This window comes from Paralimibaculum aggregatum (assembly GCF_030270585.1).
Taxonomy (GTDB): domain Bacteria; phylum Pseudomonadota; class Alphaproteobacteria; order Rhodobacterales; family Rhodobacteraceae; genus Thermohalobaculum; species Thermohalobaculum aggregatum.
The window spans coordinates 1-16,735 of sequence record NZ_BSYI01000001.1; the positions used below are offsets into that span (position 1 = coordinate 1).

At 71.2% G+C, this 16,735-nt stretch carries 14 protein-coding genes, 1 tRNA gene and 1 pseudogene; 5 read left to right on the forward strand and 11 right to left on the reverse strand.

The window, feature by feature from the left end; all coding sequences use genetic code 11:
• A pseudogene (locus QSJ97_RS00005) lies at window positions 1–274 on the forward strand (hypothetical protein); the annotation flags it as partial.
• Window positions 275–474: 200 nt separating this feature from the next.
• On the opposite strand, the gene QSJ97_RS00010 reads toward QSJ97_RS00005, so the two are convergent.
• Window positions 475–551: transfer RNA gene (locus QSJ97_RS00010), tRNA-Arg, on the reverse strand.
• A 121-nt stretch (window positions 552–672) separates the two neighbouring features.
• Window positions 673–3,270, reverse strand: a complete 2,598-nt coding sequence (locus tag QSJ97_RS00015) for a hypothetical protein (RefSeq protein ID WP_285669417.1) — start codon at window positions 3,268–3,270, stop codon at window positions 673–675.
• 237 nt (window positions 3,271–3,507) lie between these two features.
• Between QSJ97_RS00015 and QSJ97_RS00020 the strand changes: the two genes are divergently transcribed.
• A complete protein-coding gene (locus QSJ97_RS00020) occupies window positions 3,508–4,110 on the forward strand; it encodes a biotin transporter BioY (protein ID WP_285669418.1) in 603 nt (200 codons plus the stop codon).
• A gap of 55 nt (window positions 4,111–4,165) precedes the next feature.
• Entirely contained in the window at window positions 4,166–5,068 is a 903-nt protein-coding gene (locus tag QSJ97_RS00025; protein WP_285669419.1) for a histone deacetylase family protein, read from the forward strand.
• Window positions 5,069–5,125: 57 nt separating this feature from the next.
• Here QSJ97_RS00025 and QSJ97_RS00030 read toward each other — a convergent pair whose 3' ends face one another.
• The 3 genes from QSJ97_RS00030 to QSJ97_RS00040 all read right to left on the reverse strand — a co-directional run bounded on the left by QSJ97_RS00030 (window position 5,126) and on the right by QSJ97_RS00040 (window position 8,946).
• Window positions 5,126–7,159: a peroxidase family protein gene (locus QSJ97_RS00030; protein WP_285669420.1), complete on the reverse strand. Its 2,034-nt coding sequence runs from the start codon at window positions 7,157–7,159 to the stop codon at window positions 5,126–5,128.
• A 78-nt stretch (window positions 7,160–7,237) separates the two neighbouring features.
• Window positions 7,238–8,041, reverse strand: coding sequence for an ABC transporter permease (locus QSJ97_RS00035; RefSeq protein ID WP_285669421.1), 804 nt, complete (start codon window positions 8,039–8,041; stop codon window positions 7,238–7,240).
• Window positions 8,041–8,946, reverse strand: coding sequence for an ABC transporter permease subunit (locus QSJ97_RS00040; protein WP_285669422.1), 906 nt, complete (start codon window positions 8,944–8,946; stop codon window positions 8,041–8,043). Before QSJ97_RS00040 ends, QSJ97_RS00035 begins: the two co-directional genes overlap by 1 nt.
• Before the next feature lie 175 nt (window positions 8,947–9,121).
• Between QSJ97_RS00040 and QSJ97_RS00045 the strand changes: the two genes are divergently transcribed.
• Together QSJ97_RS00045 and QSJ97_RS00050 are read left to right on the forward strand one after the other, a co-directional pair.
• Window positions 9,122–10,207, forward strand: a complete 1,086-nt coding sequence (locus QSJ97_RS00045) for a polyamine ABC transporter substrate-binding protein (RefSeq protein WP_285669423.1) — start codon at window positions 9,122–9,124, stop codon at window positions 10,205–10,207.
• A complete protein-coding gene (locus QSJ97_RS00050; RefSeq protein ID WP_285669424.1) occupies window positions 10,204–11,343 on the forward strand; it encodes an ABC transporter ATP-binding protein in 1,140 nt (379 codons plus the stop codon). The genes QSJ97_RS00045 and QSJ97_RS00050 overlap by 4 nt, the downstream gene beginning before the upstream one ends.
• A gap of 80 nt (window positions 11,344–11,423) precedes the next feature.
• Here the strand turns inward: QSJ97_RS00050 and QSJ97_RS00055 are convergent, their stop codons facing one another.
• The 6 genes from QSJ97_RS00055 to QSJ97_RS00080 form a co-directional block, all read right to left on the reverse strand.
• A complete protein-coding gene (locus tag QSJ97_RS00055) occupies window positions 11,424–11,597 on the reverse strand; it encodes a hypothetical protein (RefSeq protein ID WP_285669425.1) in 174 nt (57 codons plus the stop codon).
• A 361-nt stretch (window positions 11,598–11,958) separates the two neighbouring features.
• Window positions 11,959–12,543, reverse strand: a complete 585-nt coding sequence (locus QSJ97_RS00060; RefSeq protein WP_285669426.1) for a sarcosine oxidase subunit gamma — start codon at window positions 12,541–12,543, stop codon at window positions 11,959–11,961.
• Window positions 12,536–15,580, reverse strand: a complete 3,045-nt coding sequence (locus tag QSJ97_RS00065; protein WP_285669427.1) for a sarcosine oxidase subunit alpha family protein — start codon at window positions 15,578–15,580, stop codon at window positions 12,536–12,538. Before QSJ97_RS00065 ends, QSJ97_RS00060 begins: the two co-directional genes overlap by 8 nt.
• A 3-nt stretch (window positions 15,581–15,583) precedes the next feature.
• A complete protein-coding gene (locus QSJ97_RS00070) occupies window positions 15,584–15,901 on the reverse strand; it encodes a sarcosine oxidase subunit delta (protein ID WP_285669428.1) in 318 nt (105 codons plus the stop codon).
• Window positions 15,902–16,043: 142 nt separating this feature from the next.
• Window positions 16,044–16,304 (reverse strand): hypothetical protein, encoded by a 261-nt coding sequence (locus QSJ97_RS00075; protein WP_285669429.1) that lies wholly within the window; start codon window positions 16,302–16,304, stop codon window positions 16,044–16,046.
• A 96-nt stretch (window positions 16,305–16,400) separates the two neighbouring features.
• On the reverse strand, window positions 16,401–16,622 hold the full coding sequence (locus QSJ97_RS00080; RefSeq protein ID WP_285669430.1) for a hypothetical protein: 222 nt from the start codon (window positions 16,620–16,622) through the stop codon (window positions 16,401–16,403).
• Window positions 16,623–16,735 lie beyond the last annotated feature (113 nt).

Genomic DNA, 16,735 nt, shown 5'->3' on the forward strand with positions numbered 1-16,735 from the left:
GGTCGGGAGGGTGCAACGGACGGCACTCGAGGAGTTCCGGCCAACCGTCGATCTCGACGACCCGGACCTCGGGGTGAAGCTCAGGGAATGGCAGCACTTCCACAACTGGGAACGTCCGCACGACAGCCTCGGCGGCGGCGTTCCAATCGACCGCCTGTGCGACCGCATCCATCAGGCACCGCTCGGCGAGGAAATCGCCGATGCCTACGACCCGGACCGCGAACTCATCCTGCCGCGCGACGACTGCTCGACACGTCCGAACCGCCCAGACTGAAACCATGTCCGCAGATCACACAGCCGGAGGTCAGGGCCTTCTGCGCCAACATCGAAATTCTAAGTTGATACTCGAGAATGGTCTGGGCCACGAAAGGGATTTGCCATTGCCCAAATGCTCAAGCTCAGATCGCGTGGAAGACAGGTGGAAGATGACATCCCTGTCGGACCAATCTCCACACTCTAACGTGTTGATTTTGTTGGCGCACCGGGGAGGATTCGAACCCCCGACCCCCAGATTCGTAGTCTGGTGCTCTATCCAGCTGAGCTACCGGTGCCGGCCCTTGCAGGAGCACGCATCTACCCCCCGTGCGCGGGGATTGCAAGGGGCCGGGGGCAAAAAAACGTGCTCTCACCCCTGGCCCTTCCGGACAGGGGCGGCCATCGCATGCGCCGCCTTCAGCGGCCGACGAGGAGCAGTGTCCGGCTCTGGCCCGCCTGCTCGAGGCGCATCGCGTCGCGGCCGATCAGGCGCACCTCCCAGCCATCGAGGCGATCGCCGCGGGAGAGCCGGCGAACCGCGCCGTCGGCGGTGCGGACAAGCGCCGTGCGTCCGCCATTGAGCTGCAGGATGCCGATGAGCGATGTGCGGTCGAGCGACAGCCCCCGGTCGCGCGCGGCGATGCGCACGGAATTGCTCGGCGCCCGCAGCACATGGTTGATCTTCGGCAGGGCCGGCGGCGCGGTGCTCGCGAGGCGCGAGGGGCGCTCCGGCGGCGCCGGGGTCCGGAAGACGGGGCTGCGCCGGGCATCGCCGGCCGCCGTGGCTGGCGCGGTCTCCCCAGTCTCCCCGCCATCCGCGGGGGGCGTCTCCGCGGCGGCGGGAGCGGCGATCGCGGCCGGGCGCGGGCGCGGCAGAGGCATCTCGACGCGCGCGATGGCAGGGTCTGCGGGCTCCTCCGACGCCTCGGTCGCGGCTTCCGCGGGCCCGGCGGAGACCGGGGGCGCCTCGGCCTCGGTGCCGTCGCCCGCGGCGTCGGGCGCAGAGGCAATGCGGCTGCCCGGACGGGGCTGCGGGAGCCGCATGCCCAGCCACCGCGCCGGATCGCCCTCGACGATGCGGATGCCGTTGCTCTCGACGGGTGGCGCCTCGGTGCCGGCAGCCGGCGGGGTGCTCTCCCCCGCGGCGGATGCCGTCGGCTCCGCCGTTTCCGCCGCCGTTGGCGTAGGCGCGGGCGCGCCCAGCGCTTCGGGACGGGCCGGCGGCGGTGCCAGGGCGAGGCGCTGCGGCGCGCCCGGCCCGGGCTCCCGCGCCGCGGCTGCGAGGTCCAGGGCGGCGCCCGGGCCATCCGGGCGTCCCGCGGCCAGAGCGGCGAGATCGGGTCCGGCCAGCGTCCGGCCTCCGGCAATCTCCCGAGCGGACATCGTGCTGCGGGCCTCGGCGGAAAGGTCGGGCGCCGCATCCGCCGCCGCGCCGGCCGCCAGCCGGATCTCGGCACCGGCGCCGGGGCGGGGCCGCGGCAGCGGCGGCTCGGGCCAGGCGGGATGGTCGGGAGACAGCTCCTCGTCGCCCTCGGAGGGCTCCGGCGCCAGCCCCGCCCGCCGCGACCGCCCGGTCGGCGCCAGCGCCGGCGGGAAGGGCCGGCCCGGCGCCTCGAGACGCGGACGGCTCGGCAAGGTCCCGGCCTCGGGCAGCGGCGCCGGCGCCGTCAGCTCGGACGGCTCGGCCGGACGCGGCGGCGTGCCGAGGCCCAGCCCGCGGAGAATGCCGAAGGCCGGGGCCGGAAGCGTGGTCGGATCGAAGCTCAGGACCGCGGGGCTCACCCGCACGATCCGGCCGAACCCGTCGACCACGACGACGGGCGACGGATCCGAATTCGGGGCGGCGGCGGCGGGCGGCTCGATGGTCCGGCCGGTATCGGCGGGAGAATCGGGCGGCGTCGGCCGGCTGCTGGCATGCGGCGGACTGGCGATGCTGCCGCCGGACGCATCGACGCCGAAGGATGCGTGCCGCTCGAGGCTCGGCGGGCTGTCCGGTGCGCCGGCCAGCGCGCGCGGCGGCGAGATCGCGTCCGGATCGGCGCGCCGTCCGGCGTCCGGCAACGCATCGCCCGGGGCGCCTGCCCCCCCTGCCCCGGCCACCGCGGATTGCGGATCGAGCGCGGCTATCCCGGGCGCGATCGCGGGCGGCCGGGGCTCGGGATCATCCGCCAGCCACCAGGCGAGCCCGCCGGCGCAGGCAAGGAGCGCCGCGACGGCCGCGATGGTGCCCGTCCGCCTCGGGCGGGGTGCTGCGGCTGGCTGCGCCCGGGGCGGGACGGCGCCCCCCGGGGGCGAGACCGCGCCGGGAGTGGCGGGCGCTGCCGCGGGCCGTGCCGGATCGGCCGCGGCCTCGATTGGAGCGTCCGTCAGGGGCTCGGAGGGAGGCACCACGGCCGGCGGGGGCACCGGCGCTTCCTTCGCAGGCGCCTCCTGCGCGGACGGCTCCGCCTCGGGCGGCCCCTCCGGTGCAGTGGCAAGCGCCGCATTGACCGGCGCGAAGACCGGCCCGGCGGCGCCGAAGGCGTCGGCCTCGTGGCGCGTGGAGACTGGTCCGGGCAGGAAACCCCACTGCGCGGCGTAATCCTGCGCCTCGGACCAGGTGTCGTGCAACGCCGCCAGCACCGTGACCGTACCACCGCCATCCGGCTCGGAGACCGCGAGCACCAGGCCCTCGGGCGGCTGCAGCAGCGCCGCGCCGACCCAGGCGGCGGTCTCGGCCGGGCTCGCGAGGGCCGGGTCATCGGCAGCGAGGCGCCGTGCGAAGACCTGCTCCGGCGGCAGCCAGAGGAGCGCCGGTTCGCCCGCGACACCCTCCGATTCGGCGACCGCCCGGAGCGCCGCGACGCGGTCGGCGAAGCCCGTGCCCTCGATCGCCGCCGCGGCCGCTGGGCCCCAGCCGCCGCCAGCGTCGCGCAGATGCAGCGCCACGCCGTCCGTCGAGAAGTCGAGCGCGAGAACGGACCGCGCAGGACTGCCCGGATCCTTGCTTCCGCTCTCGGCCTCGCCCTTGGTCATGCGCGCCCCTGCAGGTTCGCTGTTGCCCCGCCGGGGCGGATGCCCGCGGCCGGGGCCCCCAGTCTGCCGGAAGCCGGAGCGGCTGGCCAGTCCCGCCCGCATCCAGCCCTCTTGCGCGGCGCGCGAGCCCTGTGCGAAAGCTGGTCGCGACGTCTACGCGGCGGAACCGCGGCGCGCCCCCGCGCCCCGCGGCACCGCCGGCAAAGCCGACGGGACACCGAGAGGAGACAAGGCAAGATGGCACGGACACTGAACGGCAGGGTGCTGAGCGAGGTCGTCTGGACCGATGGCGCGATCTGGACCAAGCGCGTGGCGCTGGTGGCGCTCGGCATCGCCGCGATGGCGATCGCGGCCAAGGTCAAGGTGCCGTTCTGGCCGGTGCCGATCACCATGCAGAGCTTCGTGGTGCTCTCGGTCGGCGCCGCCTACGGGATGCGTCTCGGCGCGGTGACGCTGCTCGGATACCTGGCGATCGGCGCCCTCGGCTTCGATATCTTCACCTCCTCCAGCGCCAGCAACAACGGCCTCGCCTACATGATGGCGGGCACCGGCGGCTATCTGGTGGGCTTCCTGCTCGCGGTGCTGGCGCTCGGCGCGCTGGCCCGGATCGGCTGGGACCGCTCGCCGCTGAAGATGGCTGGCGCGATGCTGATCGGCGAGGTGCTGATCTTCCTGCCGGGCGTGCTCTGGCTCGGCCATCTCTATGCCGCCGACAAGGGCTGGGCCTGGGTGATGGAGTGGGGGCTCACCGCCTTCCTGCCCGCCGAGGCGCTGAAGCTCGCCCTTGCCGCGGTGCTGTTCCCGCTCGCCTGGCGCGCGGTCGGCCGCGCCCGCGGCTGAGGCTGGCGCAAGGCAAACGCTCGACGCGGTCGGCGGCACGGGCCATATCCCGCCCATGCTGCCGATCGTGCACCACCCGGACTACCGCATCCCGCTGCGCCCGCGGCATCCTTTCCCGATGTCGAAATACGGCTACCTGCGGGAGGCGCTCGAGGCCCGCGGGCTGATCTCCCCCGGCAACGGGTTCGCCCCGGCGCAGGCCGGCGCCACGGTGATCGCCCGGGCCCATGACCCCGACTATGTGGCCCGCGTCCTCGAGGGCAGGCTGGCCCCGGAGGAGACCCGGCGCATCGGCCTGCCGGGCTCGGCGAAGGTGGCGCGGCGCGCCCGGCTGGCCTGCGCCGGCACCCTGCTCGCCACCTGGCTGGCGCTGGAGCACGGGCTCGCCGCCAATGCCGCCGGCGGCTCGCACCATGCCGGCCCCGAGGGCGGCGCGGGCTATTGCGTCTTCAACGATGTCGGCGTTGCCGCCGCGGCGGTGCTGGCGGGCGACGGGCCGGCGCCGGTGCTGGTGGTCGATTGCGACGTGCACCAGGGCGACGGCACGGCGCGGATCTTCGCGGAGGAGCCGCGGGTCTTCACCCTCTCCGTCCATGCCGCGCGCAACTATCCGGCGCAGAAGGCGCGATCGGATCTCGATCTCGCGCTGCCCGACGGCACCGGCGATGCGGACTATCTCGAGGCGCTCGGCGCGGCGCTGGAGCATGCGCTGGCCGCCGCCCGGCCCCGGCTGGTCTACTACAATGCCGGGGTGGATGTCTGGCAGGGCGACCGGCTCGGCCGGCTCGCGCTGACGAGCGGGGGCATCCGCGCACGCGACCGGCTGGTGCTGGGGCGCATCCGTGAAGCCGGGCTGCCGCTGGTCTGCGTGCTCGGCGGCGGCTATGACGACGACCCGCACCGGCTCGCCGGGCATCACGCGATCCTCTTCGAGGAGGCGGCGCGGCTTGCCGGCTGAGGCGCCCGCCCAGCTAGTCAGACGGCCAGACGGTCAGACTGTCAGCCGGAAAGCAGGTCAGCCGATCAGCGTGATCTCCGCCTCGTCGAGGCTCCAGTGCCCGGCGCCCCAGATCTGGACCACGGCGACGCCGTCCACCGAGAGCGTCGACATCGCGGCGTCATGGGTGATCTCCACCACCGCGGTGCCGGCGCCGAAGCCGCGCAGCTCGATGCCGTCCTCCGCGCCGTCGAAGCCCATCACCATGTCCATGCCGTCGTCGGCGGCATCGAAGACGAAGATGTCGGCCCCTTCGCCGCCCACCAGCAGATCATGCCCCGGCCCGCCGGCGATGCGGTCGTCGCCGTCCTCGCCCATCAGCTTGTCCGCGCCCGCGCCGCCGGAGAGCCCGTCGCTGCCGGTGCCGCCGCGCACCATGTCGGCGCCCTCGTCGCCGAAGAGGTCGTCGGCGCCGTCCTTGCCCTTGAGATAGTCCGCCCCCGCGAAGCCGATCAGCAGATCGGCCCCCTCGGTGCCCTTGATCAGGTCGTCTCCATCGGTGCCGCCGAGCCGGTCGGAGGCGAGGAAGGCGTCGCGCTGCACATGCGCGACCCCGCCGGAGCGGGCCAGCACATCCGAGAGCAGGGTGGCCCGCACCTCGCTCTCGAGCGCCGGGTTCGCCCACTCCCGCGCCAGGTAGAAGGCCGGGTCGCCGTCGCGGCTGGCGGCGAACTGCTCGGCCAGGATCGCCTGCACCGTCGGGCCGATGCCCGCCCCCGGGGCCTTGTCCTCGGCCAGCCCGCCGACCCAGAGATCGACGTCGCCCAGCGTCGGATAGACCGAGGCGAGCTCGGCCTGCACCGCCGGATCGGCGGTGATGACGGAGAAATCCGTGCTGCCGGCCAGCGCCTCGGCATCGACATCGCCGAGGATCTGCGCGCGCACCGAGAGATAGCCGTCGATCCCGTGGTCGCGCCCGCGCAGCATGTTTCGCTCGGGCAGCGAGAAGCCGGTGAGCCCGCCATCGGGGGTGAAGAGCAGGAAGTTGAGGCTGTCGACCACCTTCGTGTCGATCGCCTGCGCCGGGGTCTCGAGCACGCCGCGCAGCAGATCCGAGGTGCCCCGCTCCAGCAGCACCGCATCGGTCTCGAAGGCCTCGAAGAGCGCCATCTCGGCCGAGGCCGCCAGCCCGCCCTCGTCGAGGAAGCGGAAGGTCTCCGGGATCGCGGTATGGCCGAAACGGTAGGCCGCGGTGGAGAACTCGGTGGAGACCTGCGGATCGACATCCGGGTCGAAGCCGTCATAGGCGCCGAGCGCATCCGCGCCGATCAGATGCGGCAGGAACTCCTCGTAGGTGATCTGCTGGATCAGCACCTCGACGATGGCGCGGGCACTGGCGAAGAGCTCGTCGTCGGTCCAGTCCGGATGCTCGGCGGCCAGACGATCGGCCCAGTAGTTGTGCTCGTTGAGCCAGAGCGTGTGGACCGAGGTCAGCCCCGGGTTCTCCTGCACGCGGATGTCTCCCGCGGCGAACCCCTCGCCGGAGGGCGCATAATCCGCCGCGATATCGTCGAGGAACGGGATGAAGAGCTCGCGCTCGTCGGGCAGCAGGTCGACACCGTCCGGCCCCGGCCGGCTCTGCATCCGCCCGCCCTCGAAGGCGCGCAGCAGCAGGGTGCGGAAACTGTCGGAGCCATAGACGTTCGAGGCGTCGATCAGCGGGGTGATCACGTTCGGCTGCTCGCGCACGAAGTCGTGCCCCGGGCCGGTGTATTCCTCGGAGCGCACCACGTTGAAGGGCGCGCCCTCCCCCTCGAACTTGATGAATTCCGCGTCCTCGCCCTCCTGCTCGGGCGTGAGGTCCATGTCGTGGTCGAGGAACTGGCCCCAGAAGATCCAGAGCGCCGAGAGACCGTCCGGGTGGGGGATGTCGGCATCGCCCTGCGTGAACACCGCCTCGGCCACCTCGATCGCCGGGACCGGGTTCTCGGTGGGCGCGGAAATCCCGTCGCCATAGGCCGGCGCGGTCAGCCGCCGCAGCGCCTCCACCACCACATCCTGCTGGCTTCGCAGCGTGACAACCGCCTCCGAGCCAAGCGAACCGTCGTTCATTTCAAACCCCCAACAGGCGACCACGCCCGGATCGGGCGGAGTATGCCGAGATCACGAAAACTTGTACAGACGCCCGCCTCAGGGCAGATCGTCCGCCGCCGCCGCGCGGGCGCGCTTGAGGCTCACCGACCACACCAGCGTGCCGAGCGCAACGAGCCCGATCAGGATCGTCGCGATGGCGTTGATCTCCGGCGTGACGCCGAGCCGCACCTGGGAGAACACCTTGATCGGCAGCGTGGTGGAGCCGGGCCCGGCAGCGAAGCTCGCGATCACCAGATCGTCGAGCGAGAGCGTGAAGGAGAGCAGCCAGCCGGAGACCACGCCCGGGGCGATCATCGGCAGCGTCACGCGCCAGAACACCGTGGCCGGCCGGGCGCCGAGATCCTGCGCCGCCTCCTCCACCGAGCGGTCTAGGCCGGTGAGCCGCGCCTGCACCACCACCGCGACATAGCACATCGAGCATGTGGCATGGGCGAGCACGATGGTCAGCATCCCCCTATCGAGCGAAAGCGAGATGAAGGTCAGCAGCAGCGAGAGCCCGATGATCACGTCCGGCATCACCAGCGGCGCCAGCACCATGCCGGAGAACAGCGTCCGCCCGAAGAAGCGCGACGACCGGGCCAGCGCGATGCCGGCCATCACCCCGAGGCATGTCGCCAGCGTCGAGGAGGCCAGCGCCACGCGCACCGAGACCCAGGCGGCGTCGATCAGCCCCTGGTTCGCCCAGAGCTCGCGATACCATTTCAGCGACCAGCCGCCCCAGACCGTGACGAGCTTCGATTCATTGAAGCTGTAGACGATCAGCGTCACGATCGGCAGGTAGAGAAAGACGAAGCCCAGCCCCATGGCGACACAGAGCGGCCAGCTCGGACCCCGGCGCATCAGCCCGTGCCCCCGCGGCGCGCAATGCGCTGGAAGATCACGATGGGCACCACCAGCACCAGCACCAGCAGCACCGTGAGCGCTGAGGCCACCGGCCAGTCGCGGTTCTGGAAGAACTCGGTCCAGAGCGTGCGGCCGATCATCTGCGTCGAGACCCCGCCGAGAAGCTCCGGGATCACGAACTCGCCGACCGCCGGGATGAAGACGAGGAAGCACCCTGCCGCCACGCCCGGCATCGCCAGCGGCACCACCACCCGCCAGAACACCGTGGCCGGCCGGGCGCCGAGATCCGCCGCCGCCTCCATCAGGCTGCCGTCGAGCTTCTCCAGCGAGGAATAGAGCGGCAGCACCATGAACGGCAGATAGCTGTAGACGATGCCGATATAGACCGCGAGCGGCGTCAGGTGGATCACCAGCGGCTCGGTGATCGCCCCGAGGCTCAGCAGGACCTGATTGAGCAACCCCTCGGTCTTGAGGATGCCGATCCAGGAATAGACGCGGATCAGGAACGAGGTCCAGAACGGCAGGATCACCGCGGTGAGCAGGATCGCCCGCCATGTCGGGCCCGAGCGCGCCATGCCATAGGCCATGGGAAAGCCGACCAGCAGGGTCAGCAGCGTCGAGATCCCGGCCACCTGCAGGCTGTTGAGATAGCTGTCGATATAGAGCGCGTCGGAGAACAGGAAGGCGTAGTTCTCGAGGTTCGGCGCCGAGAGATGGTCGAGCGCGGCGCCGATGCTGTCCCAGACGGGCAGATAGGGCGGCCGCGCGATGGCCGGCTCGGAGATCGAGATCTTGGCGACGATGAAGAAAGGCAGCAGGAAGAACAGCAGCAGCCAGAGATACGGCACGGCGATGGTCAGACGCCTGCCCCAGCCCATGCCCCTCGCCCTGCCCTGGCCCATGCGCCCTCTTGTCCGCAACCCTGCCGGCCCCGAGCCTAGGGCCTGCCCGCGCAACGGGCAAGACGCCGCGAATGCCTGCGATTTGACTTTCGAGCCGGCCGGAGCGCGGCTAGTCTCGGTGCGACTCGGGCCGGTCACGGGCCCGGCGCAACAGGTTGGGAATAAGGAGACCGCAATGCGTCAGTGGATGTTCGGTGTCGCGGCCCTCGCACTCGTGGCGGGCACCGCCGCCGCCGAGGAGGGGGTTGTCCACGTCTACAACTGGTCCGACTACATCGACGAGGAGATCCTTGCCGAGTTCGAGGCCGAGACCGGGATCAAGGTGGTCTACGACGTGTTCGATTCCAACGAGCTGCTCGAGACCAAGATGCTCGCCGGCGGCTCCGGCTATGACGTGGTGGTGCCCACCGGCGACTTCCTGCAGCGCCAGATCGGCGCCGGCGCCTTCATGGAGCTCGACAAGTCGAAGCTCCCCAATCTCGTGAACATGTGGGACCGGATCGCCGAGGTCACCGCGAATTACGACCCCGGAAACGCCTATTCCATCAACTACATGTGGGGCACCACCGGCATCGGCTACAACGTCGACGCGGTCGAGGCGCGGCTCGGCACCGACGAGATCACCTCCTGGGACGTGATCTTCAAGCCGGAGCTGCTCGAGAAGTTCGCCGATTGCGGCGTGCACATGCTCGATGCGCCGACCGAGATGATCCCCGCCGCGCTCAACTATCTCGGCCACGATCCCGACAGCTTCGATACCGGGCAGATCGAGGAGGCGGCCGCGCTCATCCAGAGCATCCGCCCGCATATCGCGCAGTTCCACTCCTCGCAGTACATCGAGGCGCTGGCGAACGGCGACATCTGCCTGGCGGTCGGCTGGTCGGGCGACGTGCTGCAGGCCCGCGACCGTGCCGACGAGGCGGAGAACGGCGTGCGCGTCGGCTACGCGATTCCGAAGGAGGGCGCGCTGATGTGGTTCGACCAGATGGCGATCCCGTCGGATGCGCCGAACCCGGAGGCGGCCCATGCCTTCCTCAACTACATCATGAAGCCCGAGGTGATCGCGAAGGCGTCCAACTACGTCTATTACGCCAACGGCAACAAGGCGAGCCAGGCGCTGCTCAACGAGGACGTGATCGGCGATCCGGCGATCTATCCGCCCGAGGAGGCGGTGGCCAATCTCTATGTCACCAGCCCCTATCCGCCGCGGGTCCAGCGCACGGTCACCCGGCTCTGGACGCGGATCAAGACCGGCTCGTGAGCACCGCGGGCGTGCAGCGCAAGCCGGCGGCGGCAACCGCCGGCGCCAAGCCCTGGGCGGACCCCGCCGCCCGGCCCTATCTGGAGATTGCCGGGGTCACCAAGCGCTTCGGCAGCACCGCGGCCGTGGACCGCATCTCGCTCGGCATCCATGCCGGCGAGTTCTTCGCGCTGCTCGGCCCCTCCGGCTGCGGCAAGACCACCCTGCTGCGGATGCTGGCCGGGTTCGAGACCCCGGACGAGGGCTCGATCCGGCTCGACGGCGAGGAGCTCTCGCGCATCCCGCCGCATGAGCGGCCGGTGAACATGATGTTCCAGTCCTATGCGCTGTTCCCCCACATGACGGTGGAGAAGAACATCGCCTTCGGGCTGGAGATGGAGCGGATGCCGGCCGCGCAGCGGCGGGCCCGCGTCGAGGAGATGCTGGCGCTGACCCGGCTCGAGAAGCTTGCCCGGCGCAGGCCCGACCAGCTCTCCGGCGGCCAGCGTCAGCGCGTCGCGCTGGCCCGGGCGCTCGCCAAGAAGCCCAAGCTGATCCTGCTCGACGAGCCGCTCGGCGCGCTCGACCGCAAGCTCCGCGAGGCGACCCAGTTCGAGCTGGTGCGCATCCAGGAGGAGCTCGGCCTCACCTTCGTCATCGTCACCCACGACCAGGAGGAGGCGATGACCGTCTCCACCCGCATCGCGGTGATGAACGAGGGCCGCATCGCGCAGATCGGCGAGCCGCACGAGGTCTACGAAGCGCCGCAGAACCGTTTCGTGGCGGAGTTCATCGGCGATGTGAACATTCTCGAGGGGCGCGCCGATGCCGCGGCGGGGCGTTTCGTCTTTGCCGTCGGCGGCTGGGCGGAGCTGCCGGAGGGCGCCGCGCCGGTCGCGATGGCCGTGCGGCCCGAGAAGATCGAGATCGAGCTCGCCCGCGGCGCGGAGGAGGACGGGCCGAACCGGATCCTCGGCGTGGTCGAGGACATCGCCTATCTCGGCGACATGTCGGTCTATCACGTGCGGCTCGACAGCGGCAGCATCGTCCGGGTGGCGCGCACCAACCGGATCAGGGCGCTCGAGGAACCGATCGACTGGGACAGCCGGGTCCGGCTGGCCTGGGATGCGAAATCGGCGGTGCCGCTCGCGGCGTAGTTGCGGCGCGGCGGGCGATCACCGCCCCGGCGCGGGAGCCGCCCCCCGCGGGGCAGAACTCTCCGCCACCGGTGCGGCGATCAGGCCTCGCGAACCCCGCCGGTGCTGCGCGTGGCGCCGGTCTTGTTGCCGAAGGCCCAGCCGAAGGCGAGGATGAACAGGCGCCGCATCTCCCGCGCGCGCATCAGTTCGGCCTCTGCGATCTTCTCGCGGACGAGATCATGGTCGATCGCGCCGATGTCAAAGCGTTTCATGGACATGGTCTGCTCCATTCTTTCTGAGACTGAGGGCCCAGATCCCATGCGTTTCCTGTCTGCCAAAGATAGGCCTGCGGATGGGGCGGAGACCTGCCGTTTTCGCAAAGCGGCTTTTCGCACTTGCAGCATGACAGGCATGCGGACCCGGGACGCAACCGCCATGGTCCTAAAAGACGTTTGATGTCAGATCGTTATCGCCCGGCCGCGACCGGTTCGGCCATCGTTCACGCGTTCGGGAACGGGCCTGCGGCGGGGTCGGGTGCTGCTGCACCGAGGCAACAGGCCGGGCGATAAGGCGCAGGCGTGCTTCAATCCGCCGGGTCAGATCGGGGGCAGAAGCCCTGCCCCCGCGCCCGGGTCAGACGCCGAAGCGGCCGACCTCGGCACCCTCGACGCCGGAGGTCTCCAGCCAGGCGAAGAGGTGGTGCGCAAAGCTGCGGAAGCAGACCAGCTCCCACTCTTCGGGACCGCGCCGCCAGATGCCCACCGCGAGCCCGCCGAGATGGGTCCGCCGGGCCCGGCCCACGGGGAACCCGGCCTCGCTGAAATCGAGCGGTGCGCCCTTGGCCAGCGTCTCGGCGGCATCGGCCCCCTCGAGCCGCAGCACGGCACGGGCATGGGAGACGTCGAGCGCCATGTGATGCGTGCCGGCGAGCGCCCCCTCGAGCATCTCCACGGCGCCGGCCACCTCGGCATGGGGCACGAAGAGCAGCAGCTCGTCCGGCGCCATCCAGACCGCGCCGCGGTCATCGCCCGCGAACCCGGCCGACAGGGCCTCCGGCACCGCGACGCCCGTGATCGCCTCGACCGCCCCCACCAGCGCCGACGATGCGAGATCGCCCGCGCGCAGGGTGATCTGCCCGCGCAGCCCGCATTCGGCAAGCCGCAGCCCGGGGCGGGGTTCCGCCGCCCGGCCGTCCAGAGCACTCACAGCATCAGACATTCTGCCGCTCCCCCGCCGCGTCATAGAACACCGGGCTGACCACCTCGGCCCTGATCACCTTGTCCTCGCCCACCGGGAAGAGCAGCGTCTCGCCCATGCGCTCGGAGCCCCGCTCGATCAGCGCCATGGCGATGGAGCGGTCGAGGGTCGGCGAGAAATAGCTCGACGTCACATGCCCGATGGTGCGCATCGGCTTCGGCGCGTCGATGTCCTCCACCGCATGGGCGCCGTCGGGCAGCACCTCGGCCGGGTCCTCGGTGCTGAGGCCGACGAGCTGCTTGCGGTTCGGGCGGATGAGATCGGCCCGGCTCTGCGCGCGCTTTCCGAGGAAATCGTCCTTCTTCTTCGAGACCGCCCAGTGCAGGCCGAGATCCTGCGGCGTGACGGTGCCATCGGTCTCGTCGCCGATCATGATGAAGCCCTTCTCGGCGCGCATCACGTGCAGCGCCTCGGTGCCGTAGGGCATCGCGCCGAAGGCTTCGCCCGCCGCGTGCAGCGCCTGCCAGAGCGCGAGCCCGTGGCCGGCCGGCGTGGCGATCTCGTAGGAGAGCTCGCCCGAGAAGGAGATCCGGAAGATCCGCGCCGGGCAGCCCGCGACGGTGCCCTCGGCAAAGGCCATGAAGGGGAGCGCATCGGCGGAGATGTCGGCATCGGTGCCGGCGGCCTCGATCAGCCTGCGCGCCTCCGGCCCGGCCACCGCGATCTGCGCCCAGTGATCGGTGACGTTCTGGACATAGACCTCGAGGTCCCACCACTCGGTCTGCAGCCATTCCTCGAGATGGCCGGCCACGCGGTCCGACCCGCCGGAGGTGGTGTGCAGCAGGAAGCTGTCCGCCCCGGTGCGCACCACGACGCCGTCGTCGAACAGGAAGCCGTTCTCGTTGCACATCAGGCCATAGCGGCAGCGGCCCGGCTTCAGGGTCGACATCATGTTGGTGTAGATGCGGTCGAGGAAGACGCCGGCATCCGGGCCCTTCACCGCGATCTTGCCGAGGGTGGAGGCATCGAGCAGGCCGACATGGCCGCGGGCGTTCAGCACCTCGCGGCGCACCGCGGCCTCGCGGCTTTCGCCCTCGCGGCGATAGCAATAGGGGCGCTCCCAGTCGCCCACCGGCTCGAAATCGGCACCGTTCGCGGCGTGCCAGCCATGCATCGGGGTCTGCCGCACCGCCTTGAACAGCGGGCCCGCCGCCTGCCCCGCGATCGCCCCCATGGAGATCGGCGTGTAGGGCGGGCGGAAGGTGGTGGTGCCGACCTTCTGGATCGGCGCGCCGAGCGCCTCCGCCAGCAGCGCGAGGCCGTTGATGTTGGAGGTCTTGCCCTGGTCGGTGGCCATGCCGAGCGTGGTGTAGCGCTTGGTGTGCTCGACGCTCTCGTAGCCCTCGCGCGCGGCAAGGCGGACATCGGCCGCGGTCACGTCGTTCTGGAAATCGACGAAATGCTTGGTGCCGTGGGCATACTTGTCGCGCGAGGGGGTGAACCAGTGCGCCGCGACCGGCTGCTCGGCCGGCTCCTCCACCGCCGGAACCGGCAGCTCCGGACCGGGGGTGAAGCCCGCCGCCTCGGCCGCCGCGCGGCCAGCCATGCGCGCATCCGCAAGGCATGGGGCGCTGGTCAGCTCGCCATTTGCCGCCCCGGCGCAGCGGGTGTTGATCTCGCCGTCGGGGCCGAGCGGCGCGCCGGCTTCCGGATGCGGGCGGAACATCAGCGCGGTGTCGTCCCAAGCCAGCTTGCCGCCGCAATGGCTGTAGAGATGCACCACGGGCGACCAGCCGCCGGACATCGCGACGAGATCGACCGTCTCGGCCGGGCCTGCGCCGCCGATCTCGGTGCCGGATTTCAGCCGCCCGATCTCGACGCCCTCGAGCCGCTTGCCGCCCCTGGCCCTGGCGATCCCGCGGCCCTCGTGGATCGGGATCTGCAGCGCCCGCGCCATCTCCGGCAGCGCGCCCTCGGCATCGTGGCGCACGTCGACGATGCCGACGACCTCCGCCCCCGCCTCGTGCAGCGCCAGCGCGGTGCGGTAGGCGTCGTCGTTGTTGGCATAGACGATGGCGCGCCGCCCCGGGCAGACGCCATAGAGCCGGATGTAGTCGCGCACCGCGCCGGCCAGCATGACGCCGGGGGTGTCGTTGCCGGCGAAGGTGAGCGGGCGCTCGATGGCGCCGGTGGCGACGACGATCTGCTTCGCGCGCACCCGCCAGAGCCGGTGGCGCGGCGCGCCGGGCGTGCCGGGGCGATGGTCGGAGACGCGCTCGTAGAGCAGCGCATAGCCGTGGTCGTAGAGCCCGGCGGCCATGGTGCGCAGGCGCGTCACCACGCTCGGATCGGCCTCGAGCTCGGCGGCGCGGGCGGTGGCCCAGTCCGCCGCCGGCACGCCGTCGATCCGGGTCTCGGCCTCGGCGAGCGCCCGCCCGCCCCAATGCGCGGTCTGCTCCACCAGCAGCACCCGCGCGCCGGAAGCCGCCGCCTCGCGCGCCGCGGCGAGCCCGGCGATGCCGCCGCCGATCACCAGCACGTCGGTATGGGCGTGCAGGTGCTCGTAGCTGTCCGGGTCGCGCTCGCTCGGCGCCTTGCCGAGGCCGGCGGCGCGGCGGATGAAGGGCTCGTAGACATGCTTCCAGGCGGCGCGCGGATACATGAAGGTCTTGTAGTAGAAGCCCGCCGAGAACACCGGCAGCATCGAGGCGACCGCGGCATTCACCGCGCCGATGTCGAAATCGAGGCTCGGCCAGTGGTTCTGGCTGATCGCCTCCATGCCGGCATGCAGCTCGGTGGTGGTGGCGCGCTGGTTCGGCTCGAAGCGGTTGCCGGCGCCGACGCCGAACAGCGCGTTCGGCTCCTCGGCACCGCTCGCCACGATGCCGCGCGGGCGGTGATACTTGAACGAGCGGCCGACCAGCACCCGGTCGTTGGCCAGCAGCGCCGAGGCCAGCGTGTCGCCCTCGAAGCCCTCGAGATCGCGGCCGTTGAAGCGGAAGCCGAGCGGCTGGCTGCGGTCGATCAGGCGGCCGCCCTTCTCCAGACGATGCGCCATGGCTCAGCCCTCCCAGTTCGGGCGGCGGGCCCGGATGCGCTCGACGATCTCCGCCGGCGGCTCGGTGACCTGCGCCGGATAGGTGCCGAAGACCTCCAGCGTCACGGTGCAGCGCGCCGCATGGAACCACTTGCCGCAGCCGAAGGCATGGCGCCAGCGCTCGAAATGCACGCCCTTGGGGTTCTTGCGGGTGAACAGGTAGCCCGCGAAGTCCTCGTCGGTGGAGCCGGGGCCGAAGCGCTCGAGATGCGCCTCGCCGCCGGGCGCAAGCTCGGTCTCGGCGCAATCGGCGCCGCAATTCGGACAGGTGATCAGCAGCATGGGTCGGTCGGTCCTCGGGCGGTCGATGGGCAGAGGGCAGCCGCAAGATGCAGTGCGGCCTAGCCTCGTCGCACGCCGTCGAGGTTTGCACGCGACCGGACCCGTCGCAATAGGGCCTGCTTGCGACGCGCCGGACGCTCCCTCAGGTCGCCTTCAGGGCGGGGCGGGCACGGCGCAGCCTGCGCCCGGCAACCAGCGCCAGGCTCAGCAGGTTGGCCCAGAGACAGAGGACGACCGCCGCCGCCGGCAAGGCCGGCTCGAGATCCGCCGGCGCAAGGCCGGTCCAGACCAGCGCGATCACGGCCACCGCCCCGGCCATGCAGGCGACCGCGGTCATCCGCAAGGCGTCGCGCACGGGGGACTCCATGGGAGACTGGGCAATTTCAGCGTGTCGATCGGCCATTGCATCCTCCTCTTCCCGGTGCTGACAGGAGGCCATGCAATCTTGGCGAGATTTTGTCGGGCAGATGGCACAACCGGAGGATGCGTGAAGGGCGCCTCAGCCGGTCCGGCGTCCGAGCAGCAGCAATGCGCTGAGCAGGTTCGCCGAGATGCAGAGCACCAGGCCGCCGGAAATCAGCCCGCCGCGTTTCAGCCCGATGGTGGGTGCGGCCCATTCCGCCGCCAGCATCAGGCTCGCAAGCACGAGAAAGCACAGCGCCACAGCTCTGACGAACCGCCGTTTCACCGAAATCGGCCGGGCTTCTCCCGCATTCTGCATGCAACGACCCTCTTTCCCCCAAGGCAGGCCTTCACCGGCCAGTGTGACCCGAATCGCACTCGTTTCGCAAGGTGAACCTTCGCAGGATGCAAAGCCGCGCCACCGCCGGCCTG

What these genes read in the sequence shown, in the direction of transcription:
- QSJ97_RS00060 (WP_285669426.1), bottom strand. Translation starts at nt 12,543, where the DNA reads ATGTCTGATGCTGTGAGTGCTCTGGACGGCCGGGCGGCGGAACCCCGC.
- QSJ97_RS00030 (WP_285669420.1), bottom strand. Translation starts at nt 7,159, where the DNA reads ATGAACGACGGTTCGCTTGGCTCGGAGGCGGTTGTCACGCTGCGAAGC.
- QSJ97_RS00020 (WP_285669418.1), top strand. Translation starts at nt 3,508, where the DNA reads ATGGCACGGACACTGAACGGCAGGGTGCTGAGCGAGGTCGTCTGGACC.
- QSJ97_RS00075 (WP_285669429.1), bottom strand. Translation starts at nt 16,304, where the DNA reads ATGGCCGATCGACACGCTGAAATTGCCCAGTCTCCCATGGAGTCCCCC.
- QSJ97_RS00025 (WP_285669419.1), top strand. Translation starts at nt 4,166, where the DNA reads ATGCTGCCGATCGTGCACCACCCGGACTACCGCATCCCGCTGCGCCCG.
- QSJ97_RS00070 (WP_285669428.1), bottom strand. Translation starts at nt 15,901, where the DNA reads ATGCTGCTGATCACCTGTCCGAATTGCGGCGCCGATTGCGCCGAGACC.
- QSJ97_RS00040 (WP_285669422.1), bottom strand. Translation starts at nt 8,946, where the DNA reads ATGGGCCAGGGCAGGGCGAGGGGCATGGGCTGGGGCAGGCGTCTGACC.
- QSJ97_RS00055 (WP_285669425.1), bottom strand. Translation starts at nt 11,597, where the DNA reads ATGAAACGCTTTGACATCGGCGCGATCGACCATGATCTCGTCCGCGAG.
- QSJ97_RS00015 (WP_285669417.1), bottom strand. Translation starts at nt 3,270, where the DNA reads ATGACCAAGGGCGAGGCCGAGAGCGGAAGCAAGGATCCGGGCAGTCCT.
- QSJ97_RS00045 (WP_285669423.1), top strand. Translation starts at nt 9,122, where the DNA reads ATGCGTCAGTGGATGTTCGGTGTCGCGGCCCTCGCACTCGTGGCGGGC.
- QSJ97_RS00035 (WP_285669421.1), bottom strand. Translation starts at nt 8,041, where the DNA reads ATGCGCCGGGGTCCGAGCTGGCCGCTCTGTGTCGCCATGGGGCTGGGC.
- QSJ97_RS00080 (WP_285669430.1), bottom strand. Translation starts at nt 16,622, where the DNA reads ATGCAGAATGCGGGAGAAGCCCGGCCGATTTCGGTGAAACGGCGGTTC.
- QSJ97_RS00065 (WP_285669427.1), bottom strand. Translation starts at nt 15,580, where the DNA reads ATGGCGCATCGTCTGGAGAAGGGCGGCCGCCTGATCGACCGCAGCCAG.